Origin of the sequence: Saccharopolyspora cebuensis (genome assembly GCF_039542665.1) — a bacterium.
In the GTDB taxonomy this organism is placed as follows: Bacteria; Actinomycetota; Actinomycetes; order Mycobacteriales; family Pseudonocardiaceae; genus Saccharopolyspora; species Saccharopolyspora cebuensis.
In genome coordinates this window covers 157,144-181,834 of the sequence record NZ_BAABII010000020.1, presented here as the reverse complement: position 1 = coordinate 181,834, position 24,691 = coordinate 157,144, and the positions used below count along the sequence as shown (strand labels likewise).

The window sequence follows — 24,691 nt, the reverse complement described above, 5'->3', positions numbered from 1 at the left end:
ACTACTCGTAGCGGACCTGGAGTTCCTTGATCCCGTTGAGCCAGCCGGAGCGCAGCCGCCGGGGCTGACCCACCTGGCTGATGCCGGGCATGTGGTCGGCGATGGCGTTGAAGATCAGGTCGATCTCCAGCCGGGCGAGGCTGGCGCCCAGGCAGTAGTGCGGTCCGGTGCCGCCGAAGCCGACGTGCGGGTTCGGGTCGCGGGTGATGTCGAAGCGTTCCGGTTCGTCGAAGACCTCCGGGTCGAAGTTGGCCGAGCTGTAGAACATCCCGACGCGCTCACCGGCTCCGATGGGCACCCCGGCGAGCTCGGTGTCGACCAGCGCGGTGCGCTGGAAGGAGACCACCGGGGTGGCCCAGCGGACGATCTCGTCGGCGGTGGTGGCCGGGCGGTGCCGCCGGTAGTGCTCCCACTGCTCGGGGTGGTCGAGGAACGCCAGCATCCCGTGGGTGATGGCGTTGCGGGTGGTCTCGTTGCCCGCGACCGCCAGCAGGATCACGAAGAAGCCGAACTCGTCGGTGCTCAGCGCGCTGCCGTCGACGTCGGCGTGCACGAGCCGGGTGACGATGTCGTCCATCGGGCAGCCGCGCCGCTGCTCGGCCATCGCGCCGAAGTAGCCGAGCATCTCCACGGCGGCGTGCCCGGGATCGAGGTCGTACTCGGGGTCGTCGTAGCCGATCATCTGGTTGGACCAGTCGAAGATCTCGCCGCGGTGCTCCTGCGGCACGCCCATCAGCTCCGCGATGGCCTGCAGCGGGAGCTCGCGGGCGACGTCGGTGACGAAGTCACCACCGCCGCGCTCCCGGGCCTCGGTGACGATGGTGCGCGCCCGCTCCCGCAGCGCCTCCTCCAGCCCCGCGATGGCCCTCGGGGTGAAGCCGCGCTGCACGATCTTGCGCATCCCGGTGTGCTGCGGCGGGTCGATGTTGAGCATGATCAAGCGCTGGGCCTCGATCTGCTCGCGCGGCGTGTCCTCGCCGTACCGGATGATCGCGGTGTTCTCCCAGCTGGAGAACACGTCGCTGCGCCGGGAGACCTCCTTGACCTCGGCGTGCCGGGTGACCACCCAGTAGCCCTCGTCGTCGTAGCCGGACCGCCCGCGCGGCTGCCGGTTCCACCACACCGGTGCGGTGCGGCGCAGCTCGGCGAACTCCGCCATCGGCAGCCGCTCGGCGTACAGGTCCGGGTCGGTGAAGTCGAAGCCTTCCGGGAGGGCGACCACGGCTACCTCCTGCGCGGGATGCGGGGAATGACCGGAACGAGGCGTTTCCGGTGCAGCGAACCACAGGCGGCCCGGTCGGTAAACCCTGTTCACCCGGGAGGTCGCCCGGACGTCGGCGCGGGCGGTCCGGGCGGATCGCACCCGCCGCGCCGGACCCGCGCCCGAGCGGCCGACGGCAGCGGGTGCAACGGGTTCTACCGGAACTGGCCCGTTCAGCGGGTAGGGTGCGGAGCGGATCAGCACCCCGAGGAGGACCACGTGACGCAGCGACCGGCCACCCTCCCGGCCGAACTGCTCGCGCTCGCCGAGCGCGCGACCGGCTTCATGCCCGCCGACGAGGGGATCGCGCTGCACGAAGCGGCGGTGGCCCACCTGGGCACCGGGGTCGGGGTCGAGATCGGCACCTACTGCGGCAAGTCGGCGCTCTACCTGGGCGCCGCCGCGCGGGGTACCGGCGGCCGGATCGTCACCGTGGACCACCACCGCGGTTCCGAGGAGCACCAGCCGGGCTGGGAGTACCACGACCCGGAGCTGGTCGACCCGGGCACGGGCAAGCTGGACACGCTCGGCGAGTTCCGCCGCACCCTCGCCGCGGCCGGGCTGGAGGAGGAGGTCACCGCGATCGTCGGGCGCTCGGCCACCACGGCGGCGTTCTGGCGGACCCCCTTGGCGCTGCTGTTCATCGACGGCGGCCACACCGACGAGGCCGCGAGCGCCGACTTCGCGGGCTGGGCCCCGTGGGTCGCGCCGGGCGGCGCCCTGGTCATCCACGACGTGTTCCCGGACCCCGCCGACGGTGGCCAGGCGCCGTACCGGGTCTACCGCCGCGCGCTGGAGACCGGCGCCTTCCGCGAGACCCGCGCCGTCGGCTCCCTGCGGGTGCTGGAGCGCACCACCGGCCGCCCCGGCACGCTGCCCTGACGCGAGCGGGTGAGGGGCACCTTCATCCGGCATAGTCGGATGAAGGTGCCCCTCACTCGGGCAACGACGGTGCGGGCGGCCCGGCTTCGGCGTCCTCCAGAGCGCAGCAGTGCACGTCGGCCAGGCCCTCGGAGAGCTTCTCGCCCCGGAACACGCCGTTGCCCGGCGTGGTGCGGGACAGCGCATCGGCGGCCAGCACCACCGCGGCCCCGGTCCAGGTGGTCCGCTCCTCCGGCCAGCGCTTGCCGTCGGCGTAGACGAAACCGGTGCCGTAGGAGCCGTCCGGGTCCCGCAGGTGTTGCATCGCGGCCAGCAGCTCCCGCGCGCGGTCGTGCTCGTCGACGGCGTCCAGGCTCAGCACCAGCTCGCAGGTCTCGGCGCCGGTGACCCACGGGTGGTCGTCCACGCAGCGCGCTCCGAGGCCCTCGACCACGAAGTCGTCCCACCGCTCCTGCAGCCGCCGCCGCCCGGCCGCCCCGCGCACCGCACCACCGAGCACCGGGTAGTACCAGTCCATCGAGTACCGGTCCTTGACCAGGAACGCCTCCGGGTGCCGGCGCAGCACGTGCCCGAGGCGGCCGAGCGCCACCTCCCAGCCGGGCTGCGGCTCGCCGAGGTGCTCGGCGAGGGCGAGCGCGCAGCGCAGGCTGTGGTGGATGCTGGAGCACCCGGACAGCAGCGCCTCGCCGACGGGCGCACCACCGGCACCGACGGCCCAGTCGATCTCGCCGCGCTCCCGCTGGGCACCGAGCACGAATTCGACGGCGGCCCGCACCACCGGCCACATCCGCTCGGCGAACCCGTCGTCGCCGGTGATCACCAGGTGGTGCCACACCCCGACCGCCGGGTAGGCGCAGAAGTTCGTGTCGGCGGCCGCGTCCTCCACCACCCCGTCGCGGACCTGGAGCGGCCACGAGCCGTCCCGCCGCTGGGTGCGCCGCAGCCACTCGTAGGCGTGCTCGGCCTGCGCCAGGAGACCGGTCGCCGACAACGCCATCGCCGACTCGACGTGGTCCCACGGGTCGACGTGCCCGTCCGGGAACCACGGCACCGCACCGGAATCCTGCTGCACCGCGGCGATCGCGCGGCCGGTGGCCAGCACCGCCTCGGCGGTCAGCACACCGGGGACGGCGGGCACCTCATGCCCGGGCACGGGCGGCTCCCGGTTTGCCGAGGTACACCACGAGGCTCTTGCCCAGCACCGGGTCCAGCAGCCGCTCGGCGGTGCGGGTCAGCCGCGGCGCGCTCATCAGGTCCCAGACCAGGAACCGGTGGTAGAGGCGCACCAGCGGGTGCTGGTCGTCGTCGGTGCCGACCGCGCACTTGAGCCACCAGTAGGGCGCGTGCAGCGCGTGCGCGTGGTGCTGGAAGGCCGGCCGCAGCCCGGCATCGGTGAGCTTGCCGACGAGCTCCTCGGCGCGGTAGATCCGCACGTGCCCGCCCTCGACCTGGTGGTACTCGTCGGACAGCGCCCAGCACACCCGCTCCGGGAACCAGCGCGGCACGGTGACCACGACCCGGCCGCCGGGCTTGACCACCCGCACCAGCTCGCGCATCGCCTTCTCGTCCTCGGGGATGTGCTCCATGATCTCCGAGGCGATCACGCAGTCGAAGTGCTCGTCGGGGAACGGCAGCGCCAGCGCGTCACCGGCGAGGGTGGTGGCCGACGCCCCGGCCGGGACCTCGCCCTCGGCCTCCATCGCGGCGAACATCGTCGCCACGTTCTCCAGCTCCGCGGCGTCCTGGTCGAAGGCGACCACGTCCGCACCGCGCCGGTACAGCTCGAAGGCGTGCCGACCCGCGCCGCAGCCCAGGTCCAGCACCCGCTGCCCCGGCAGCAGGCCGAGCTTGTCGAAGTCCACCGTCAGCACCGCGCAGTGCTCCTCTCGATCGCTTCCGCGTAGCAGTCGACCGTGGTCGCCGCCACCTGTTCCCAGCTGAAGCGGGCCAGCACCCGTTCCCGGCCCGCGGCGCCGAGGCGGGCGCGCCGCTCCGGCGCGTCCAGCAGGTCGGCCAGCGCGCGGGCGAGCGCTTCGGCGTCGCCGGGCGGCACCAGGTCGGCGCACGGCCCGGCGACCTCGGGGATCGCCCCGGCACGGCTGGCCACCAGCGGGGTCCCGCACGCCATCATCTCCACCGTGGGCAGCGAGAAGCCCTCGTACAGCGACGGGACGCAGGCCACCTCCGCGGAGCCGAGCAGCTCGGCGAGCTCGGGATCGGTGAGGTCGCTGACGGTGCGCACCACGTCCCCGATGGCCAGCTCGTCGACGAGCTGCTCGGTGGGTCCGCCGGGCGTCGGCCTGGCCACCAGGACCAGTTCCACGGTGCGCTCGGTGCGCAGCTTCGCGACGGCCTCCAGCAACGTCCCGATGCCCTTCATCGGGCTGTCCGCGCTGGCCATCGCGACGATCCGGCCGGGCACGCGGGGCGCCTCCGGGGGGCGGAAGGTCTCGGCGTCCACGCCCAGCGGCACCACCCGCAACCGCTCGGCGGCCACCCCGAAGTCGCGCCGGATGTCGGCGGCCGAGGACTCGGAGACGGTGAGCAGGCGGGGGATCCGCCGGGCCACCCGGGCCTGCATCCCGACGAAGCCGTACCACCGGTGCACGCCCAGCTTCCGGATGCCCGAGGCCGCGGCCAGCTCCACCCGGCGGTCGTGGGTGATCGGGTGGTGCACCGTGGCGACCAGCGGGATCCCCTGCCGCTGCAAGGAGAGCAGCCCGTAGCCGAGGCACTGGTTGTCGTGCACCACGTCGAACTCGTGCCTGCGGGCGCGCAGCAGCTTCGCCGCGCGCAGGCTGAACGTCAGCGGCTCCGGGAAGCCCGCCGACCACATGGTCGCGACCTCCAGCAGGTCGGTGCCGTCGCGCAGCTCGCGCCAGTTCGGGGTGCGGAACGGGTCCGCGTCGTTGTAGAGGTCGAGGCTGGGCAGCGGCGTCAGGTCCACGCCGTCGTCGAGCTCCGGGTAGGGCTGCCCGGAGAGCACCTCGACGTGGTGCCCGAGCGCTGCCAGCCCGCGGCTGAGGTGGCGGACGTAGACGCCCTGCCCACCGCAGTGCGGCTTGCTCCGGTACGACAGGAGCGCGATTCGCACGGTTCACCTCGCAGCGCCGGAGCACGGCGTACTCGTGACAGACTGGAACGTGTTTCGATCGGGCTTAGGCGATTACCTTAACCCGTAGGGGTGAAGTCGGGACGCGCCGAGTACCGAGGAGCGAAGAGGGAGGGGGTGCCGGATGGACGCCTCCACGCGCGGCGCCCTGCGGACGCTGCACGCCGACGAAGGGTCGACCGCGCAGAGCAGGCGCCGCGAGCGGATCCTCGACGCCACGCTGGCGCTGGCCGCCAAGGGCGGCTACGACGCGGTGCAGATGCGCGCGGTGGCCGAGAACGCGGACGTGGCGCTGGGGACGCTGTACCGCTACTTCCCGTCGAAGGTGCACCTGCTGGTCAGCGGGCTGGCCCGGGAGCTGGAACGCACCGCCGACAAGCTCGGCCGCACCAGGATCCCCGGCGAGGACGCCTACGAGCGGGTGCTGCACGTGCTCGGGCGCACCACCCGCGCGCTGCAGCGCAGCCCGCAGCTCACCGAGGCGATGACCCGCGCGTTCATGTTCGCCGACACCTCCGCCTCACCGGAGGTGGACGCGGTGGCCGGGCTGGTCGAGCGGCTGTTCACCCGCGCGATGACCGAGGCGGAACCGACCGAGGAGCAGCGGTCGATCGCCCGGGTCATCGGCGACGTGTGGCTGTCGAACCTGGTCGGCTGGGTGACCCGGCGCGCCTCGGCCTCGGACGTGGCGAACCGGCTGGAGCTGACCGCCCGCCTGCTGCTGGTCCGCTCGCCCCCGGAGCGGGGAACTCCGGGTTAGGGCACGAACTCCTCGGCCGTGGCCCGGGCCTCGGCCTGCAACTCCCGCACCCGGGGCCGCAGGCGCCGCTCGTAGCGGGCCAGCGCGGTGCCGACCGGCACGTCCCGGCGCAGTTCGTCCGCGAGCGCGGCGGCTCCGGCCAGCGCCATCCCGGCGCCCTGCCCGGACAGCAGCGACATCGCCTGGCAGGCGTCGCCGACGAGCACCGCACGCCCCCGGTGCCAGGCAGGAAGCTCGATCTGGGCCACCGCGTCGTAGTGCACCGCCGCAGGCGGCGGGCAGCGGTCGAGCAGCTCCGGCACCAGCCAGCCGAGGTGGCCGTAGCGCGCGCGCAGCTCGCGCCGCGGGTCCTCCGGGCGCGGCGTCGCGGGCGGGGCCCGGTGGATGAACAGCGTGCTCACGTCGTCCCCGGTCACCGGGTAGCCGCCTGCCTGCAGCCCGGGCGCGTCCACCAGGTGCATCGCCCCGTCCAGGCTCCGGGCGAGGCCGGCATCGGTGAACGAATACGCGGCGGCGTGGAAGCCGAGTTCGCGCACGCAGTGCCGCGCGGGCCCGAAGAGGAGCCCGCGCACCCGCGAGCGGAAGCCGTCGGCGCCGACGAGCAGGTCCGCGCGTTCGACGCCGCCGTCGGTCAGCACCGCGGCGAGGCGGTCGCCCTCGTCGTCGAGCCGGTCCACCCCGACGCCGAACCGGAGGTCGCCGCCGCGCAGGTCCTCGCGCAGCGCGCCTTCGAGGTCGCCGCGCATGAGCGAGATCAGCCGTTCCGTCGCGACCTCGTCGCTGGGCAAGACTTCCCGCACCGCACCACCGGGATCGTGGTACACCAGCGCGGACAGGGTGAAGGCGTGGCGGCGCAGCCGCGGGAGCAGGCCCATCCGGTCCACCGCGTCGTAGCCGTCGCCCTGGCAGTCGACCATGTACCCGGCCGCGCGCCCGGGCTCGGCGCGTTCGAGGAGCACGACGTCGTGGCCATCCCGCTCCAGCCACCAGGCCAGCGCGAGGCCGGCGATGCCCGCCCCGTTGATCAGCACCCGCAACGGTCCCTCCTCCCGCGACCATCGAAGCAAGCCACCCCCGGCCGACGCGACCGAATTTCGCGGACCGGGCCCGGGACACATCTGCTTACGGCGTAAGGTGCTGCCATGCCACCAGCTCGACTGCACGACGGCGCGACCGTCGAGGTGACCACCACCGGCGCGGGCCCCACCGTCCTCGTCCCCGCCAGGACCGAGGTCGTGACCGGCCCGACCGCCGAGCAGATGCGCGCCTGGGGCGCCGATCCGAACCTCGGCCACACCCTCGTCACCGGGCTCGCCGACGCCGGTTTCCGCGTCGTGGCCGCCGACTACGAGGGCCACCTGGCCGCCCACCCCAAACCGGACACCCTCACCGCCACGACCGTCGCCGCCGACCTGCTGGCCATCGCCGACGCCGCCGGAGCCGACCGGTTCGCCTACTACGGCTACTCCTGGCTCGCCCTCGCGGGCCTGCAGCTCGCGCTGCGCACCGACCGCCTGACCGCGCTCGCGATGGGCGGCTTCCCGCCGCTCGACGGGCCCTACCCGGCGATGCTCGCGGTCACCCGCGCCACCCACCGCATCGCGCTGGGCGACGACGCGCGACCGCCCGGGGCGCAGGCCCGGCCCGGTGACTGGGAGTCGGTCGAGGTCACCCGCGGCCCGGAGCAGACCCGGCAGTACGTGACGCTCTACGAGTCCCTCCGCGACTTCGACGAGCGCGCGGCCCTGGACCGGCTCACCGCGGCGCGGCTGGTCTTCGCCGGGGAACGCGACACCATCAGCTACGGACCGAGGTGGGACGACGCCCGGGTCGTGATCGCCGACGCCCTCCTCCGGCACCGGGAGGAGCTGGAGGCCCGGGGCTGGACCGTCACCACCGTCCCCGACGCGGACCACATGGCCGCCATGCAGGCCGAAGCCGTGCTGCCCATCCTCATCCCCTGGCTCAACACCACCACCGCACAACGATGAGCACCACGCACGCGCCGAACGGAACCACCATCAGGCAAGCGGCAAAGCCGCTTCCGCACTACGCACGCGCCACCAGCAACCACCGCCAGGCAAGCGGCGCCAGCCGCTTCCGGCGAACGCACGCGCGACCCGGAACCATCGTCAGGCAAGCGGCGCGAGCCGCTTCCCGCACTACCCCACCCTCGCAACTTGCACCGCCGCGGGTTCTCAGCTGTCTTCTCGCGAGGACGCCCTGATGCCGTGTATTGGCATACATCAAGAAGGGCGCCCGGAGCGAGAAGGCAGCTGAGGTTCCGCCACCCGCACCGCCCCGCAAAGCGAGTCCAAAACCATCGCCCCTCAGGCGCCGCTGCTTTGTAGGTTCTTGTCCACCTCATCCGCGTAGGCACCCAGCCCGTCGAGCAGCGCGGCGTACTCCTCGCGGCCCTGGTCGCTGACCCGCAGCCAGTGCCGCAACCGCTCCACTTCCTGCCTGATCCGGCCGCGGTCGTCCTCGGCCTCGGCTACGTCGAGGTCCCGGCGCAGCGCCTCCGCGGATTCGAGCGCGGTCAGGACCGGCAGCAAGGTCTCGTCGTCCACGGTGGCCTCCTCGGGGTCTCGGGAACAGGAACTGGATTCAGGGTGCACCGGTGGCGTCGCACCGCTACCAGGGCTTTGGTCCTGACCTGCCGGTGAGCGCCATCGCACCCGCGCACGACGAAGCGGGCCGCCCGCGTCGTGCAGGCGGCCCGCTCCGGGGGTTCGTTCCGGTCAGCTCGCGAGCTGCTTCAGGCGCTCGATGCCGTGCTGGAACTGGTTGAGGTCAGTGCTGCCGTCGATCCCGGCAACCTTGCCCTTGTCGGTGTACTGCCAGAAGTCCCAGTCCTCGAAGCCGGTCGGGACGGTCGGCTCGTCAACGCCGTAGGAGGCCAGCCACAGGGCGTGGTCCGAGAAGTCGGAGCTGCCCATGCACTGCTTCCAGAAGGACGGGTTGGCGTAGATGATCGGGTCCTTGCCGGTCCGGTCCTTCACCACGTCGTTGAAGGTCTGGGTCCACTGCTGCATCTCGGACACGGACTTGCCGTAGCAGCCGCCCGACTTCGGGTCCACCTCGAGGTCCAGCACCGGCGGCAGGGTCTTGCCGTCGTTGCGGTAGTCGATGGTGTCCAGGAAGCGGTTGGCCTGCTCCTCCGCCGAGGAGGAACCGGGACGGGCGAAGTGGTAGGCACCGGCGATCAGACCGGCGTCCTTCGCGCCGTGGTACTGGGCGTCGTACTGCGGGTTGGTGAAGCTGGTGCCGTCGGTGGCGAGCACGAAGGTGAACTTCTTGCCGTCCGCGGCGACCTTGTTCCAGTCGATGTTCGTGCCGTTGTGGTTGGACACGTCGATGCCCTCGACGGGCGGGCCGACCGGGGCCAGCGGCTCGGGCTGCTGGTTCTGCTGCTTCTTCTCCGCAGCCGCGGCCAACTGCTCCGGCTTGGCGTCGACGCCCTGCTCGCGGGCGGCCTCCACCTGCTCGGGGGTCACCGGGGAGGCTGCCGGGATGCGACCGCTCTGCGCGGCCTGGTCCACCTGGTACTGCGACGGACCGGAGGTCGCCGAGCCGATCACGAGGCCGACGACGCCGACCGCCGCGACCGCGGCACCGAGCTGCATCGAGCGGGTCCGGTTGCCTTCGGGGAGCTTCTCCCGGGCTTCCTGCACGCGCGGCGCGACCCTCTCCCGGAGGCGCCGAGCGGCCGGGGTTTCCTTGATGCGATTGATCAACGGGGCCAGGAACTGGAGCACGCGCTGGATGAACGGGGCCAGCCACGCGCCGATCCGGTCCGCCGCCGGACGAACACGATCCACCGCGGAGCGAATCGCGTTGTCGGCGGTGTCCCACCTGCGGTTCTGCATCTCGTCCTGTCGATCGGAGTTCATTTCGGGGGATCTCTTCTGATCGGGGTCCTCAGGTCTCACGGGACCCACACTCCGGCACGGAGCGTTGACCGGCATCGCGGTTCCTACCTACCCGGATACCTAGATTGGACGGAGATTGGACCCATCGGGCTACGTCGGAGAGTCATCTCGTCACGACGAGTAGCAATCGGCCCGGATCCGGGCCGTTCCTTGATGAGGGCAACGAAAGTCTAACCTCCGCTCCGCGCCCGGCGCACCCCCCTCCACCGGCGGAAACGACGCCGGTGGAGGTCATCTGCACAGCGCGTGACCGGCTGGCCACCCGTCCGTGTCGCCGTCACCCTGCGCGACGGCCGGTGGCGCCCCACCGGCCCCGCCGGTCACTCCCGCCGCGTGCGCCGCAGCACCGGGGCGAGCAGCGCCGCGGCCAGGGCCAGCGCCGCGACCGCCCAGAGCACCCCGGTCACGGGGCTGGAGATCAGGATCGCCGGATCGCCCTCGGACAACGTCAGGGCCCGGCGCAGCTGCTGCTCGGCGATCGGCCCGAGGATCAGGCCCACCACCGCCGGGGCCACCGGGACGCCCGCCTGCCGCATCAGCAGCCCGAGCAGCCCCAGCCCGCACAGCACCAGCAGGTCGGCGGTGGTCCCCCCGGCGGCCCAGGTGCCCAGCGCGGCGAACACCAGCACCCCGGCGTAGATGCCGTAGGCCGGGATCGTCAGCAGCCGCGCCCACAACCGCACCAGCGGCAGGTTCAGCACCAGCAGCATCACGTTGCCCACGTACAGGCTGGCGATGAGCGTCCACACCAGCGGTCCGGACTCCTCGAACAGCTGCGGCCCCGGCTGCAACCCGTAGGACTGGAACGCGGTGAGCATGACCGCCGCCGTCGCCGAGGTGGGCAGGCCGATGGTCAGCAGCGGGACCAGCACCCCGGCCGAGGCCGCGTTGTTGGCCGCCTCCGGCCCGGCGACGCCCTCGATGGCCCCGTGCCCGAACTCCTCGGGATGCCGGGTCAGCTTCTTCTCGACGCTGTAGCTCAGGAACGTCGGGACCTCGGCACCCCCGGCGGGCAGGCTGCCGATGGGGAAGCCCAGCGCGGTGCCGCGCAGCCAGGCGGGCCAGGAGCGGCGCAGGTCCGCGCGGGAGAGCACCACCCGGTCGCGCACCGGCTCCACGGTGCTGCCGCCGGTGCCCGCGAGCACGTGCCCGAACGCCTCGGCGAGCGCGAACAGCGCGATGACCACGATCACCACGTCGATGCCGTCCAGCAGCGGGTCGACCCCGAACACCAGGCGCGGCGCCCCGGTCTGCGAGTCGATGCCGACCAACCCCACCGCCAGGCCGGTGACCAGGCTCGCGATGCCCTTGAGCAGGTCCGGGCCGAGCAGTGCGCTCACCGTCACGAACGCCACGGCCATCAGCGCGACGTACTCGGGCGGGCCGAAGCCGGTGGCGAAGTCGGCCACCACCGGGGCGAGGAAGGTCAGCCCGATCGTGCCGATCGTGCCCGCCACGAAGCTGCCCAGCGCGGCGGTGGCCAGGGCCGCCGCCGCCCGCCCGGAGCGGGCCATCCGGTGCCCCTCCAGCGCGGAGACCATCGAGGCGCTCTCCCCCGGCGTGTTCAGCAGGATGGAGGTGGTCGAGCCGCCGTACATGCCGCCGTAGTAGATGCCGGCGAACAGGATCAGCGCGCTGGAGGCGTCGAGCCGGAAGGTGACCGGCAGCAGCAGCGCGACGGTCAGCGCCGGGCCGATGCCGGGCAGCACGCCCACGGCCGTGCCGATGGTGACGCCGACCAGCGCCCAGAGCAGGTGCCCGGGCGTCAGCGCGGCGGCGAACCCGTCGAGGAGCAGTTCCCACCCGTTCACGTCAGCAACCCCCCATGACTCAGAAACCCCAGGGGCCGGCGGGCAGCGACAGCCCGATCAGCCGGTCGAAGACCAGGAACACGAGAGCGGCCAGCGCCCAGCCGTAGCCGACCACCCGCAGCGGGTGCGGCGCGCCGAGCAGCAGCGCCGCCGCGACGAACAGGCCGGTCGCGCTGACCACGAAGCCGAGCACGCCGAGCAGGAAGGCGAAGGCCACCAGCACGGCCACCAGGGCCGACACCCGCAGCCACGACCGCCCGGAGGTCTCCGCCGCCGCACCGGGCGGGGTCCGCAGCGCGCGCACCAGCAGCGCCGCCCCGACCACGCCCAGCAGCACGCCGACGGCCAGCGGGACGGCCTCGGGCCCCAGCACCGCGCCGGGAGCCGCGCCCCGCAACCGCATCCCGTCCACCACCAGCAGCACCGCGCCCACCAGCAGCAGGCCGCCGAAGCAGGCCGTCGCGGTGCGCCGATCCGGCTCCGCCACCCCGCTCACCCCAATCCGATCTCGTCGAGGATGCGGTTCACCCGCTCCTGCTCGGCGCGGACGAACTCCTCGAACTCCGGGCCGGCCAACGTCGCGTCGCCCCAGCCCCGGCGGCGCAGGGCCTCCTGCCAGCGGGGCGTGCGGGTCATCTCCACCAGCAGTTCCTCCAGGGCCCGCTCCTCCTGCGCGGTGATGCCCGGCGGGGCCACCACCCCGCGCCAGTTCTCCAGCTCCACGTCGACGCCGCCCTCGCGCAGCGTCGGCACGTCCGGCAGGCCCGGCAGCCGCCGCGCGCTGGAGACCGCGAGCGCGCGCACGCTGCCCGCCTCGATCTGCGGCAGGATCTCGGAGAACCCGGAGATGCCCGCGGTGGCGCGGCCGGAGAGCACGGTGCTCAGCATCTCGCCGCCCCCGGAGTGGGCCACGTAGCTGATCCGCGCCGGGTCACCGCCGATCGCCTGGGCCATCAGCCCGGCGAGGATGTGCTCGGCGCCGCCCGCCGAACCGCCCGCGATGGACACCCCGGGCAGATCGGCGCGCATCGCGGCGACCAGGCCGTCGAGGTCCCGGATCGGCGAGTCCGCGGGCACCACGACGACCTGGAAGTCGGTGGTCAGCCGCAGCAGCGGGGTCGTCTCGGACACGTCGTGCGGGGTGCCGTTGGTGCCCACCGCGCCGATCATGATCAGGCCGGTGGCCATGAGCTGGCTCGGGTCCCCGCGGTGGCGCAGGAACTGGCTCAGGCCGATGGTGCCGCCCGCGCCGCTGACGTTGTAGACCTCGGAGCGGCCGATCAGGTCGCGCAGCGCGCTCTGCATCTCGCGGGAGGTCTGGTCCCAGCCCCCACCGGGCGAGGCCGGGGCCATGATCCGGAGCTGCTCACCGCCGAGGACCTGCCGCGCGGTCGAGCCGCCGGTGTCCGCCGCCGGGGCGGTGGCCACCACGGCCGCCGTGGCCAGCACCGCCACCAGCCACGGGACGGCTCCGCGCCAGCGCGCGGCGAACGTCCCCGCCGTCGGGCCTCGTCGCTGCATCCGGTTCCCCGTTCACCCGCACCGTCATTGGCCACAGCTGTATACATCGATATGCAGTACGAGACAAGGGTCACAGGACAACTCGTGGGCGCCACGGGTCGGACACGCCGACGCACGTCCGGCCGGACCGGGCGCGGAGCGCTCCGGCAGAATGCAGCCCGGACTGGCGAAGATCAGGGAGAAGGCCGATCAGCATCGTGACGACATCCGTTCACCAGAAGATCGCCGAGGAGCTGGACGTCCGCGAGCGGCAGGTGCAGGCCGCGGTCGAACTGCTCGACGGCGGAGCGACCGTGCCGTTCATCGCCCGCTACCGCAAGGAGGTGACCGGGGCGCTCGACGACGCGCAGCTCCGCACGCTCGAAGAGCGGCTGCGCTACCTGCGCGAGCTCGACGAGCGGCGCACGACGGTGCTGGAGTCGATCCGCTCCCAGGGCAAGCTCGACGAGGCGCTGGAGGCGCAGATCCTCGCCGCGGACTCCAAGGCCCGCCTGGAGGACATCTACCTCCCGTACAAGCCCAAGCGCCGCACCAAGGCCCAGATCGCCATCGAGGCCGGGCTGCAACCGCTGGCCGACCGGCTGCTGGCCGATCCCGACCAGGACCCGCAGGCCACCGCGGCGGAGTTCGTCGACGCCGACGCCGGGGTGGCCGACGCCACCGCCGCGCTGGAGGGCGCGCGCTCGATCCTGGTCGAGCGGTTCTCCGAGGACGCCGACCTGATCGGCGAGCTGCGCGAGCGGATGTGGTCGCGCGGCCGGCTGGTCTCCGCGGTGCGCGCGGGCAAGGAGGACGAGGGCGCCAAGTTCGCGGACTACTTCGAGTTCGCCGAGGCCTACCCGGAGCTGCCGTCGCACCGCGTGCTGGCGCTGCTGCGCGGCGAGAACGAGGAGATCCTCGAACTCTCCCTGGAGCCCGACGACGGCGCCGAGCAGCCCCCGGGACCGACCGAGTACGAGCAGCGCATCGCCCAGCGCAACGGGATCGCCGACCAGGGCCGGGCGGCGGACCGCTGGCTGTCGGACGTGGTCCGCTGGACCTGGCGGACCAGGGTGCTGACCCGGCTGAGCGTGGACCTGCGGCTGCGGTTGCGGCAGCAGGCCGAGGACGAGGCCGTCCGGGTGTTCGCCGCGAACCTGCGCGACATCCTGCTCGCCGCGCCCGCCGGCTCGCGCGCGACGATGGGCCTCGACCCCGGCTACCGCACCGGGGTCAAGGTCGCGGTCGTGGACGGCACCGGCAAGGTGGTGGCCACCGACACGATCCACCCGCACAAGCCGCAGGCCCGCTGGGACGAGGCGCTGACCGCGCTGGCCGCGCTCGCCCAGCAGCACGGCGTCGAGCTCATCGCCATCGGCAACGGCACGGCCTCCCGCGAGACCGACCGGCTGGCGGCCGAGCTGATCAAGCGCAACCCCGCCCTGGGGCTCACCAAGATCTCGGTCTCGGAAGCCGGGGCCTCGGTGTACTCGGCCTCGGCCTACGCCTCCCGCGAACTGCCGGACCTGGACGTGTCGCTGCGCGGCGCGGTGTCCATCGCCCGGCGGTTGCAGGACCCGCTGGCCGAGCTGGTCAAGATCGACCCGAAGTCGATCGGCGTCGGCCAGTACCAGCACGACGTGTCCGAGGCGAAGCTGTCCCGGTCGCTGGACGCGGTGGTCGAGGACGCGGTGAACGCCGTCGGCGTCGACGTCAACACCGCGTCGGCCCCGCTGCTGACCCGCGTCTCCGGGATCAGCGAGGGGCTGGCGGACAACATCGTGCTGCACCGCGACAGCAACGGCCCGTTCCGCCACCGCACCGCCCTCAAGGACGTCTCCCGGCTCGGGCCCAAGTCCTTCGAGCAGTGCGCCGGCTTCCTGCGCATCCCCGACGGGGACGACCCGCTGGACTCCTCCGCGGTGCACCCGGAGGCCTACCCGGTGGTGCACCGCATCCTGGAGCGCACCGGCAGCGGGATCGGTTCGCTGATCGGCAACAGCCGGGCGCTGAAGTCCCTGGACCCCGCGGAGTTCGTCGACGACACCTTCGGGCTGCCGACGGTGACCGACATCCTGGGCGAGCTGGACAAGCCCGGCCGCGACCCGCGTCCGTCGTTCCAGACCGCGACCTTCGCCGAGGGCGTGGAGAAGATCGCCGACCTCTCCCCCGGCATGACGCTGGAGGGCGTGGTCACCAACGTCGCGGCCTTCGGGGCGTTCGTCGACGTCGGGGTGCACCAGGACGGCCTGGTGCACGTCTCCGCGATGTCGAAGAACTTCGTCAACGACCCGCACGACGTGGTCAAGTCCGGTGACGTGGTCAAGGTCAAGGTCCTCGACGTGGACACCCAGCGCAAGCGCATCTCGCTGACGCTGCGGCTGGACGACGAGGTCCCGACCGGTGGCGGCGAAGGCGATCGCGGCCGGGGCCGGGACGGCCAGCGCCAAGGCAAGGGCGGCCAGGGCAACGGCGGCCAGGGTCGCGGGGGTCAAGGCAAGGGCGGTCAAGGCAAGGGCGGCCAGGGCCGGGGGCAGCAGAAGCGCGGTGGCGGTCAGGCCCCCACCGGCGCGCTCGCCGACGCGCTGCGCCGCGCCGGGTTCGGCGGCTGATCCGGCGCTGCCCGCCCGGTCCCGCCGGGCGGGCAGCGCGGCGCCGTCAGGAAGCCCGGCCGGATTCGCCGGTGTCGTCGAGCAGGGCGACCAGCCGATCGCCGAGGACCTCGGGGATCACCCGCTCGGCCGAGCGGGCGGCGGCCGCGTGCAGCGCCGACATCACCAGCGGGCGGAGCCGCTGCAGCACGTCGGTGTAGTACGGGAGCTCCGCCGCCCCGGTCGCCGCCGGTTCCAGGACGTGCCTGCGGAACACCTGCACCAGCAGGCCCGCGACGTGGTCGACGTCGTGCTGGAGGTGCTCGGCCAGGTCCAGCACCTCGGGCAGCGGGACGCCGAGCGCCACGAGTTCGGCCCCCGCTTCGAGGAGCTGCGGGTTCGGCGCGACGAAGCGGTTCCCGCGCCGTTCCAGGAGCCCGAGCCCGGCCGCGCGGGTGAGGTTCGCCGGGGTGAGCTGGTCGCCGAACAGCGCGGCGAGCTCGGCGGCGGACACCGCGCGGGGCGCTTCCTCGGCCCACGACGCCCCGACGACCTCCTCCAGGCCCAGCACGTCGCCGAGGCTGCGGCCCGACTCCCACGCCGTGATCATCTCCCTGATCTGGGCGAAGGCGTACCCGCGTTCCAACATGTTGATGATGACGCGGAGCCGGACCAGGTGGGCGTCGGAGTACACGGCCGCGCGGCCCTCCCGGCGCGGCGGTGGCAGCAACCCGCGGTCCTGGTACACGCGCACGTTGCGCGCCGTGGTACCGGCCGCGCCGGCGAGGTCGTCGATCCGGTAGTCCGCCACTCCGCGAAGTCTAGTTCGCCCGATCGGTGAACGCCCGCGACCGAGCGCCGCGCACCCGGTCCGCTGTGGACCGCACCGGCCGCGCACCGCCGGTCCCGGGTCCACTGCGGACCCGGCCGCCACCGGTCCACCCGGCCCCACCGGGTCGCCAAAAGCGCCCCCCGGTCGCTAGTCTGGGGTCCCCCGGCGGAGGGACGATCATGGCGCGCGAACCGGTTCTCCCCACCCCGGACCTCGACGGCATCGACCTGGACCGCCCCAACGCGGCCCGGATGTACGACTACTACCTGGGCGGCGCGCACAACTTCGCGGTCGACCGGGCGCTGGCCGACGAGGCGATCCGGGCGTACCCCTCACTACCGGCGGCGGCGCAGGCCAACCGCTCGTTCCTGCGCCGGATCGTGCACCTGTCCCTGGCCCGCGGCATCACCCAGTTCCTCGACCTCGGTTCGGGAATCCCGACGGTCGGCAACGTGCACGAGATCGCGCTGCGCCGCGACCCGGGCGCCCGGGTCGCCTACGTGGACCACGAAGCGGTGGCGGTGGCGCACTCCCGGCACCTGCTCCGCGACGTCGTGGGCGCCACCGTCACGCACGCCGACCTGCGGCAGGTCGACGAGGTCTGCGGGGCGCCCGGCGTGCGCGAGGTGCTGGACCTGTCCCGCCCGGTGGCCCTGCTGGCGATCGCGGTGCTGCACTTCGTCCGCGACGAGGACGGTCCGGCCGAGCTGCTGCGGGAGTACCGCCGCCGGCTCGCACCGGGCAGCCTCATCGCGCTGTCGCACTCCACCGACGTCCACCTCCCCGACTCCGCGCGGCAGGCCGCCCGCGCCTACCGGGCCAGCGCGAACCCGATCCACCTGCGCCATCCCGACGAACTGCGGCACTGGCTGGCGCACGCCGGGACCGAGCTGCTGCCGCCGGAGGTCGTCGACGTCGCCCGGTGGCGGGAGGGCCGCACCGAGGAGGCCGAACCCAGCGGCCTCTACGCCTGCCTGGCGCGGGTGCCCTAGCGGTACTGCCGGAGGGTCAGCGCGGCGAGCTCCCGGAGCCGCTCGCGCGCTTCCTCGGGAGCGGTCACCTCGATGTCGTCCGCGAACTGCAGGAGCTGGCGCACGTCCTCCAGCTCGCGGCAGGCCACCGTGATGTCCACCTGGTCGCCGCCCGCGGACGGGTGGATCATGAGCCGGGTGCCGAGGAGGCGCTTGGCACGGTCGACCTGGCGGGAACCGAGCACGGCGTGGACGCGCAGCTCGCCCGCCGCTTCCCAACGAGCGGAGAGCTCCGCCGCGACCCGGGCCAGCGTCGCTCCCGGTCGTAGCCGCCGAGGTGCTCGGGTAGCGCGCCAGTCGGCCAGCCGTTCCAGCGAGTACAACCGGGGAACTCCGGCGCGGTCGGCCACCAGGTACCACCTGCCGCCTTTGGCCAGCAGCCCGTAGGGATCGACGAGCTGCCACACCGGTTCGTCCTCCCGCGACCGGCGGTAGTGGAGGCGCAGGCGGACACCCCGGCGGACCTCGCCGATCAGCGCGCTGGGGGCGACGCCGCCGGCCGCCGGCCCGAACCAGGGCCGGTTGTCCGTCGTGACGACCGCGCTGAGCGGCAGCACGTCGGCCACCGGTCGTCGATTCGCGACCTTGCCCCGGGCTCGCCTGCTCCCGGAGGCGGCACCGAGTTGGTCCGCCTGTTCGGCGTCGAGCCCGGTGAGGGCGAGGTGATCGCGCTCGTCCGGGGTGAGCCGGGAGGTGTCCAGCGAGCCACCCGGCAGCAACGTCACCCCGCCCCACCTGCCCCGGCGGACGAGCACCGGCAAGCCCGCCTCCTGCAACCACCGCAGGTCCCGGAGCACGGTCCGCACCGACACACCCACCTGTTCGGCCAGGTCGGCGGTGGTCGTGGTCGCGCGGCTCCGCAAGGCCAGCAGCAGGGCGAAGAAGCGGTCCGGAGTCATGGTCACCACGATTCCACGCGAACATGCCGGATCCTGTCGGGCTTGGCGGCCACGCTCGCCCCGTCCGCGGCACACCGACCGAGGAGGCAACCGTGCCCAAGCCCACCATGTTCATCGTCCACGTGTCCGACGCCGTCGCGTCCGCCCGCTTCTACGCGGACCTGTTCGACATGGCGCCCGACTTCGAGACCCCGAGGTTCATCGCGTTCGACCTCGGCGGCGGCGTCCAACTCGCCCTCTGGAGCGGCGCGGCCGACGTCCCGCTGCCGGGCTCCCGCCGGACCGGCGAGGTGTGCCTGGCGCTGCCCGGCGGCCCCGGCGCGATCGACGCGCAGTTCCGGACCTGGTGCGCGATGGGCGTGGAGGTCGTCGTGGAGCCGCACGACGAGGTGTTCGGCCGCACCTTCGTCGTCGCCGACCCGGACGGGAACCTGATCCGCGTGGCACCGGTCGACTGAGCACCGGTGCCCCGCGCCGTTCGGCCGCTGGGGCTCGAATCGGCACGGGGCACCGGGATCGTCCGGCGAGCGGGGGACTTCCCGCCGGGCGACGATCAGGCGTCGACGCGCTCGCGGTCCTCGGCGGCGCGCCGCGGCAGCAGCCGGGCGAGCAGCGGCCAGAGCAGGATCAACGCCACCACCGAGTAGACGGTGATCGCGAACGGCGTGTTGACCAGGCCGGTCAGCTCACCGTTGCTGATCTGCAGCGCGCGGCGCATCTGCTGCTCGGCGGTCGGCCCCAGGATCACCGCGATGATCGCGGGCAGCACCGGCAGCCCGTAGCGGCGCATCGCGAACCCGATCAGGCCGATGATGAACAGCAGCAGCAGGTCCAGCGCGGAACCGCCGACCGCGTAGGCACCGACGCTGGCGAAGAACAGGATGCCCGCGTACAGGTACGGCCGCGGGATCTGCAGCAACTTCGCCCACACCGGCGCCAGCGGCAGGTTGAGCACCAGCAGCAGCACCGAACCGATGAACATGCTCGCGATCAGCGCCCACACCAGGTCCGATTCGCGTTCGAACAGCAGCGGACCGGGCTGGATGCCGTACTGCTGGAACGCCGCCAGCATCACCGCGGCCACCGCCGTGGTAGGCAGCCCCAGGGTCAGCATCGACACCATGGTGCCCGCCGCCGAGGCGCTCGCGGTGGCCTCCGGGCCCGCCACGCCTTCGATGGCGCCCTTGCCGAACTCGTCGCGGTGCCGGGACAGCCGCCGCTCCGCCACGTAGGACAGGAACGTCGGGATCTCCGCCCCGCCCGCCGGGATCGCCCCGAACGGGAAGCCGATCACCGGACCGCGCAGCCACGGCTTCCACGCCCGCTTGACGTCCGCGGCGCCCAGCCACGGCCGGCCCACCGGGATGGCCTGGCCGGAGGTGCGGCGCAGGTGCGCGGCCACCCACAGCGACTCACCGATGGCGAACAGACCGACCGCGACGATCACCACGTCGACCCCGTCGGCCAGGTGCAGGACGCCGAAGGTGAGCCGCTGCTGGCCGGTCATCTCGTCCAGCCCGATCAGACCGATGGTCAGGCCGATGAGCAACGAGGCGAAACCCCGCACCCGCGACTTGCCCAGCACCGAGGTCACCGCGATGAACGCCAGCACCATGATCGCCAGGTAGTCCGGCGCACCGATGTTCACCGCCAGCGACGCCACCGTCGGGGCCAGCAGGGCCAGCAGCGTGATGCCGACGATCGCGCCGACGAAGTGCCCGATCGCCGCGGCCGCCAGCGCCTGCGCGCCCCGTCCCTTGCGGGCCATCGGGTTGCCGTCGATGGCGGCCACCACGGCCGCGCTCTCCCCCGGCGTGTTCAGCAGGATCGAGGTGGTCGAGCCGCCGAACATCCCGCCGAAGTAGATCCCGGCGAACATGATGAACGCCGCCGTCGGTTCCAGGGCGTAGGTCACCGGCAGCAGCAGCGCCACCGCCATCGCCGGACCGATGCCCGGCAGCACCCCGATCGCGGTGCCCAGCAGCACGCCGAGCGCCGCCCACACCAGGTTCATCGGGCTCAGCGCGGTGCCGAACCCCTCGATCAGCAGGGACAACGATTCCACGTCAGAGCACCCCCATCAGCGGACCACCGGGCAGGGGAACACCGAGCAGGTGGTTGAAGGCCACGTAGGTCAGCAGCGACAGCGCGGCGGCGATCAGCGGATCGCGCACCGGGTTGCGGCTGCCCAGGGCGTACGCGCAGCCCCAGAACAGGATCATCCCGGACAGCGGGAAGCCGATGATGCCGATCAGCGCCGCGTTGGCCAGGAACGCCGCGCTGAGCAGCAGCACGGTGCGCCAGTCGCTCGGCGCGGACAGGTCGACGTCCTCGCCGCTCTCCGACTCGCCGCGACCGCCGCGCAGCACGTCGCGGGCCAGCAGCGCCGCCACCACCAGCAGCAGCCCGCCGACCAGGTAGGGCACCGTCTTCGGCCCGATCGGGCCGCGCTGGGTGAAATCGGTGCTTATGGTGGCGGCGTCGGCGATCACCAACGCGCCCAGCACCGCCAGCAGCAGGCACACGCCCAGCTCGGAGTGCTCCCGCAGCCACCGCCGCGCCGAGCGCGGCTCCTCGGCCGCCGGGGTTTCGGTCGTGCTCATGCCAGCCCCAACTCCTCCAGGACCGAGGCGACCCGGTCGTTCTCCTGGCGCAGGAACTCGCCGAACTCCGGGCCCGGCTGGAACGCGTCGTCCCAGCCGTTGCGGACCAGCGCCTCCCGCCACTCCGGCGTGTCGTGCATCGCGGTGAACAGCTCGATGAGCCGGGTCCGCTCCTCCTCGGACAGCCCGGGTGGCGCCACGACGCCGCGCCAGTTGGTGAACTGGACGTCCACCCCGGCCTCGGTCAGCGTCGGGGCGTCCACGCCCGGGATGCGCTTGGCGCCGGTCACGCCCAGCACCCGCAACTCCCCGGCCTCGATCTGGTCCCGGTACTCGCCGATGCCGGAGACGCCGAAGGCGACCTTGCCGCCGAGCACGGAGGCGAGCAGTTCCCCGCCGCCGTCGAAGGGCACGTAGCTGACCTCGGTCGGGGGCAGGCCGATCGCCTTGGCCATGAGCATCGGCGCCAGGTGGTCGGGGCCGCCGGGCGAGGAGCCGCCGCCGACCGGGACCTCCCCGGGCCGCTCCTTCCACGCCGCGAGGAGCTGGTCGAGGCTGCGGTAGGGCGAGTCCTTGCCCACCACGACGACCTCGGGTTCCTCGACGAGCTTCGCGATCGGCGTGGTGTCCTGCAACGACACCGGCGAGTGGTTGGTGTAGACGCTGCCGACCACGCCGAGGCCCATGGACATCGCGAGCTTGCCGTTGCCCGCTTCGTTGACGACCCGGCCGAGCCCCACGGTGCCGCCCGCCCCGGGCAGGTTGAACACCTCGACGCCGCCGGCGAGGTCGTTGTCCTCCATGGCCTTGACCGCGGTCCGGGCCGTGATGTCGTACCCGCCGCCGGGCGAGTTGGGCACCAGCATCCGCAGGCCGCGGAGCTGGGCGCTGGCGGCCCCGTCGGAACCGCTGCTGATCAGGGGTGGCACCAGCAGGACCAGCAGCACCGCTGCGGCCGATGCGAGCGCGCTGCGCAGGCGCACGGACAACCCCGCCTCTCCGTTGATGGTGGGAACAGTGAGCTGGGTCATGCTGCACAGCGGTGGTGCGCGTTGTCTCCCTTGTGCAGCTAACGAACCTTTTGTTCGTTGCGTAAGGAATGCCGCGGCCGACCTCCGGTGCGGCACCGGCCGGCGGCGCGGTTACCGTGCTGCGTGCCCGACCAGCGCCGGAGGGAGGTCAGCAGTGCTCGGCAGCCGCGGTCCGCTCTCCCGCCAGCTCCTGCGCTGGCAGCTCGTGATCATCTTCGTGCTGCTGGCCTCGATCGCGGTGTTCTCGGTGACCCAGAGCGCCGCGTCGTTCCGCGCCACCGAGGGCCGCAAGCTGCTGTCGGTGGCCGAGGACGTGGCCTCCACCCACGGCGTCCGGGTGGCGCTGGCCGACCCCTACGGGCGGGACGCGCTGCCCACCTTCGCCGAGAGCGCCCGCAGCCTCTCCGGCGCCGACGAGGTGGTCATCGCCGACGGCCGGGGCATCGTGCTCACCTCGCCCGATCCGTCGCAGCGCGGCAGGCCGCTGCCCCTCGGGGAGAGCACCGCGCTGGACGGGCGGGCCTGGATCGGCGAGATCACCGCGGACGGCGTCGACTCGCTGGTCGCCCAGGTGCCGGTGATCTCCCGCGACGCCCGGATCATCGGCGTCGTCTCGGCCGGGCGGGCCACCCCGGACCTGCTGCAGGGCGTGCGGGAGGCTCCGGAGAACCCGATGGCGCTGCTGGCCTTCGCCACCGTGCTCGGGGTCGCCGGGTCGGTGCTGCTGGCCCGCCGGGTCAAGCGGCAGACGCTCGGGCTGGAGCCGCAGGAGATCACCCGGCTCGTCGAGCACCGCGAGGCGCTGCTGCACGGCGTCCGGGAAGGCGTCCTCGGCGTGGACCAGCAGAACCGGATCACGCTGGTCAACGACCAGGCGCGGACGCTGCTCGCGCTGCCCGAGGACTGCCTGGGGCGCGACATCGACTCGCTCGACCTCAACGACCGGGCCCGCGACGTGCTCACCGGGCGCACCGACGGGGTGGACCAGATCGTGCTCCGGCGCGGCCGGGTGGTGGTGCTCAACCGGATGCCGATCTCCTCGGTCGGGGCGGTGGTGACCATGCGCGACCGCACCGAGCTCGCCGACCTGCAGCGGGAGCTGGAGGCGCACCGGGACACCACCGAAACGCTGCGGGCGCAGGCGCACGAGTTCAGCAACCGGCTGCACACCATCGCCGGCCTGATCGAGCTCGGCGAGCACGAGGAGCTGGCCCGCTACGTCGACCGGGTCAGCCACACCCGGCAGCAGTGGCAGGCCGAGATCAGCGCCCGGGTCCACGACCCGGCGACGGCGGCGCTGCTGGTGGCCAAGGCCAGCCTGGCCGCCGAGAAGGGCGTCGGGCTGCGGCTGCACGAGGGCAGCCACCTGCCCACCATCGACGAGCAGCTCTCCGCCGACCTGGTGACCGTCCTGGGCAACCTGGTGGACAACGCGCTGGACGCGCTGGAGGGCACCACCGGCGCGCAGCGCTGGGTGGAGGTGGACGTGCGCCACCGCGACGAGGTCGTGGTGGTGGTGCGCGACTCCGGGCCGGGGGTCGCGGCGGAGATCGTCGAGGAGGTCTTCTCGCACGGGTTCACCACCAAGGCGGCCCGGGACGGCCAGCGCGGGCTGGGGCTGGCGCTGACCAGGCAGACCTGCCACCGGCGGGGCGGGTCGGTGCACGTGCACAACGCGCACGGGGCGGTGTTCACGGCGCGGTTGCCGGTCGGCGCGCACGAGGTCGGGGAGGCGACGAGGTGATCAAGGTGCTGGTGGTCGACGACGACTTCATGGTGGCGAAGATCCACAGCGGGTACGTGGCGCGGGTGCCGGGGTTCGAGGTGGTCGGCATCGCGAACACCGGCGGCGACGCGCTCCGGATGGTCGACGAGCTGCGCCCCGAGCTGGTGCTGCTCGACATCTACCTGCCCGACCTCGACGGCCTGGCCGTGCTGCGCGAGCTGCGGGGCAGCACCGCGCGCCCCTCGGCCGACCCCGACGTGCTGGTGATCAGCGCCGCTCGGGACCTGGACACGGTGCGCGGCGCGGTCCGCGGCGGCGCACTGCACTACCTGATCAAACCGTTCAGCTACGAGGCGCTGCGCGACCAGCTCGAGCACTTCCGCGCGCTGCACCAGCGGCTCAGCGCGCTGCCCGGCGACTCCCCCGCGGCGCAGCAGGACGTCGACCAGCTGTTCGGCTCGCGGAGCCGGGCGGCGTCGGCGCCCCCGAAGGGCCTGGCGACCGAGACCGCCGAGGTGGTGGAGCGCATCCTGCGGCAGGCCGGCGAGGCGGGCGGCGACCTCTCGGCGGCGGAGTGCGCCGACGCCAGCGAGCTGTCCCGGGTCAGCGCCCGCAAGTACCTGGAGCACTTCGCCGACACCGGGCGGGCCGAGGTCCGCCTGCGCTACGGCGGCACCGGCCGTCCGGAACGCCGCTACCGCTGGCTGCCCTGAGCCCCGG

23 protein-coding genes are annotated in these 24,691 nt (G+C 73.2%); 8 read left to right on the top strand and 15 right to left on the bottom strand.

Annotated elements, in window-relative coordinates; genetic code table 11:
* Position 1: 1 nt before the first annotated feature.
* The gene (locus ABD976_RS27505; protein ID WP_345367993.1) at positions 2-1,222 is read right to left on the bottom strand and encodes a cytochrome P450; all 1,221 of its coding nucleotides are present in this window, start codon (positions 1,220-1,222) and stop codon (positions 2-4) included.
* A gap of 258 nt (positions 1,223-1,480) precedes the next feature.
* Between ABD976_RS27505 and ABD976_RS27500 the strand changes: the two genes are divergently transcribed.
* Positions 1,481-2,143: a class I SAM-dependent methyltransferase gene (locus ABD976_RS27500; RefSeq protein ID WP_345367992.1), complete on the top strand. Its 663-nt coding sequence runs from the start codon at positions 1,481-1,483 to the stop codon at positions 2,141-2,143.
* A 52-nt stretch (positions 2,144-2,195) separates the two neighbouring features.
* Here ABD976_RS27500 and ABD976_RS27495 read toward each other — a convergent pair whose 3' ends face one another.
* Genes ABD976_RS27495 through ABD976_RS27485 form a run of 3 tightly spaced genes read right to left on the bottom strand, consistent with a single transcriptional unit; the run spans position 2,196 to position 5,237 of the window.
* Entirely contained in the window at positions 2,196-3,296 is a 1,101-nt protein-coding gene (locus tag ABD976_RS27495) for a prenyltransferase (protein WP_345367991.1), read from the bottom strand.
* A complete protein-coding gene (locus ABD976_RS27490; RefSeq protein ID WP_345367990.1) occupies positions 3,283-4,014 on the bottom strand; it encodes a methyltransferase domain-containing protein in 732 nt (243 codons plus the stop codon). The genes ABD976_RS27495 and ABD976_RS27490 overlap by 14 nt, the downstream gene beginning before the upstream one ends.
* Positions 4,008-5,237, bottom strand: a complete 1,230-nt coding sequence (locus ABD976_RS27485; RefSeq protein ID WP_345367989.1) for a glycosyltransferase family 4 protein — start codon at positions 5,235-5,237, stop codon at positions 4,008-4,010. Before ABD976_RS27485 ends, ABD976_RS27490 begins: the two co-directional genes overlap by 7 nt.
* Positions 5,238-5,379: 142 nt before the next feature.
* On the opposite strand from ABD976_RS27485, the gene kstR reads away from it, so the two are divergent.
* Positions 5,380-6,015 (top strand): cholesterol catabolism transcriptional regulator KstR, encoded by a 636-nt coding sequence (kstR, locus tag ABD976_RS27480; protein ID WP_345367988.1) that lies wholly within the window; start codon positions 5,380-5,382, stop codon positions 6,013-6,015.
* Here the strand turns inward: kstR and ABD976_RS27475 are convergent.
* Positions 6,012-7,046, bottom strand: coding sequence for an FAD-dependent oxidoreductase (locus ABD976_RS27475; protein ID WP_345368036.1), 1,035 nt, complete (start codon positions 7,044-7,046; stop codon positions 6,012-6,014). The two genes, kstR and ABD976_RS27475, sit on opposite strands and share 4 nt — an antisense overlap.
* A 111-nt stretch (positions 7,047-7,157) precedes the next feature.
* Here ABD976_RS27475 and ABD976_RS27470 point away from each other — a divergent pair, with 111 nt between their 5' ends.
* Positions 7,158-8,006 carry an alpha/beta fold hydrolase gene (locus tag ABD976_RS27470; RefSeq protein ID WP_345367987.1) on the top strand — a complete coding sequence of 283 codons (849 nt, stop codon included), beginning with the start codon at positions 7,158-7,160 and terminating at the stop codon, positions 8,004-8,006.
* Between the two features lie 339 nt (positions 8,007-8,345).
* Here the strand turns inward: ABD976_RS27470 and ABD976_RS27465 are convergent, their stop codons facing one another.
* From ABD976_RS27465 to ABD976_RS27445, 5 genes are all read right to left on the bottom strand, one after another.
* Positions 8,346-8,585 (bottom strand): hypothetical protein, encoded by a 240-nt coding sequence (locus ABD976_RS27465; RefSeq protein ID WP_345367986.1) that lies wholly within the window; start codon positions 8,583-8,585, stop codon positions 8,346-8,348.
* 171 nt (positions 8,586-8,756) lie between these two features.
* Complete coding sequence (locus ABD976_RS27460) at positions 8,757-9,908, bottom strand: lysozyme (protein WP_345367985.1); 1,152 nt, start codon at positions 9,906-9,908, stop codon at positions 8,757-8,759.
* 359 nt (positions 9,909-10,267) lie between these two features.
* Positions 10,268-11,758 carry a tripartite tricarboxylate transporter permease gene (locus ABD976_RS27455; protein WP_345367984.1) on the bottom strand — a complete coding sequence of 497 codons (1,491 nt, stop codon included), beginning with the start codon at positions 11,756-11,758 and terminating at the stop codon, positions 10,268-10,270.
* A 19-nt stretch (positions 11,759-11,777) separates the two neighbouring features.
* Positions 11,778-12,245 (bottom strand): tripartite tricarboxylate transporter TctB family protein, encoded by a 468-nt coding sequence (locus ABD976_RS27450; RefSeq protein ID WP_345367983.1) that lies wholly within the window; start codon positions 12,243-12,245, stop codon positions 11,778-11,780.
* 5 nt (positions 12,246-12,250) lie between these two features.
* Positions 12,251-13,279: a tripartite tricarboxylate transporter substrate binding protein gene (locus ABD976_RS27445; protein ID WP_345367982.1), complete on the bottom strand. Its 1,029-nt coding sequence runs from the start codon at positions 13,277-13,279 to the stop codon at positions 12,251-12,253.
* Positions 13,280-13,476: 197 nt separating this feature from the next.
* Here ABD976_RS27445 and ABD976_RS27440 point away from each other — a divergent pair, with 197 nt between their 5' ends.
* Positions 13,477-15,870 (top strand): Tex family protein, encoded by a 2,394-nt coding sequence (locus tag ABD976_RS27440; protein ID WP_345367981.1) that lies wholly within the window; start codon positions 13,477-13,479, stop codon positions 15,868-15,870.
* 46 nt (positions 15,871-15,916) lie between these two features.
* On the opposite strand, the gene ABD976_RS27435 is transcribed toward ABD976_RS27440, so the two are convergent.
* A complete protein-coding gene (locus tag ABD976_RS27435; protein ID WP_345367980.1) occupies positions 15,917-16,660 on the bottom strand; it encodes a MerR family transcriptional regulator in 744 nt (247 codons plus the stop codon).
* A gap of 200 nt (positions 16,661-16,860) precedes the next feature.
* Between ABD976_RS27435 and ABD976_RS27430 the strand changes: the two genes are divergently transcribed.
* Positions 16,861-17,673 (top strand): SAM-dependent methyltransferase, encoded by an 813-nt coding sequence (locus ABD976_RS27430; RefSeq protein WP_345367979.1) that lies wholly within the window; start codon positions 16,861-16,863, stop codon positions 17,671-17,673.
* Here the strand turns inward: ABD976_RS27430 and ABD976_RS27425 are convergent.
* Positions 17,670-18,611 carry a helix-turn-helix transcriptional regulator gene (locus ABD976_RS27425; protein ID WP_345368035.1) on the bottom strand — a complete coding sequence of 314 codons (942 nt, stop codon included), beginning with the start codon at positions 18,609-18,611 and terminating at the stop codon, positions 17,670-17,672. The two genes, ABD976_RS27430 and ABD976_RS27425, sit on opposite strands and share 4 nt — an antisense overlap.
* Positions 18,612-18,703: 92 nt before the next feature.
* On the opposite strand from ABD976_RS27425, the gene ABD976_RS27420 reads away from it, so the two are divergent.
* Entirely contained in the window at positions 18,704-19,069 is a 366-nt protein-coding gene (locus tag ABD976_RS27420) for a VOC family protein (protein ID WP_345367978.1), read from the top strand.
* Positions 19,070-19,164: 95 nt separating this feature from the next.
* Here ABD976_RS27420 and ABD976_RS27415 read toward each other — a convergent pair whose 3' ends face one another.
* From ABD976_RS27415 to ABD976_RS27405, 3 genes are read right to left on the bottom strand one after another with little or no spacing between them, the layout of a single operon-like run.
* Complete coding sequence (locus ABD976_RS27415; RefSeq protein WP_345368034.1) at positions 19,165-20,625, bottom strand: tripartite tricarboxylate transporter permease; 1,461 nt, start codon at positions 20,623-20,625, stop codon at positions 19,165-19,167.
* A 52-nt stretch (positions 20,626-20,677) separates the two neighbouring features.
* Positions 20,678-21,214, bottom strand: coding sequence for a tripartite tricarboxylate transporter TctB family protein (locus ABD976_RS27410; RefSeq protein WP_345367976.1), 537 nt, complete (start codon positions 21,212-21,214; stop codon positions 20,678-20,680).
* Positions 21,211-22,197 carry a Bug family tripartite tricarboxylate transporter substrate binding protein gene (locus ABD976_RS27405; protein WP_345368033.1) on the bottom strand — a complete coding sequence of 329 codons (987 nt, stop codon included), beginning with the start codon at positions 22,195-22,197 and terminating at the stop codon, positions 21,211-21,213. The genes ABD976_RS27410 and ABD976_RS27405 overlap by 4 nt, the downstream gene beginning before the upstream one ends.
* 202 nt (positions 22,198-22,399) lie before the next feature.
* Between ABD976_RS27405 and ABD976_RS27400 the strand changes: the two genes are divergently transcribed.
* Positions 22,400-23,989 carry a sensor histidine kinase gene (locus tag ABD976_RS27400; RefSeq protein ID WP_345367975.1) on the top strand — a complete coding sequence of 530 codons (1,590 nt, stop codon included), beginning with the start codon at positions 22,400-22,402 and terminating at the stop codon, positions 23,987-23,989.
* A complete protein-coding gene (locus ABD976_RS27395) occupies positions 23,986-24,684 on the top strand; it encodes a response regulator (protein ID WP_345367974.1) in 699 nt (232 codons plus the stop codon). The genes ABD976_RS27400 and ABD976_RS27395 overlap by 4 nt, the downstream gene beginning before the upstream one ends.
* Positions 24,685-24,691 lie beyond the last annotated feature (7 nt).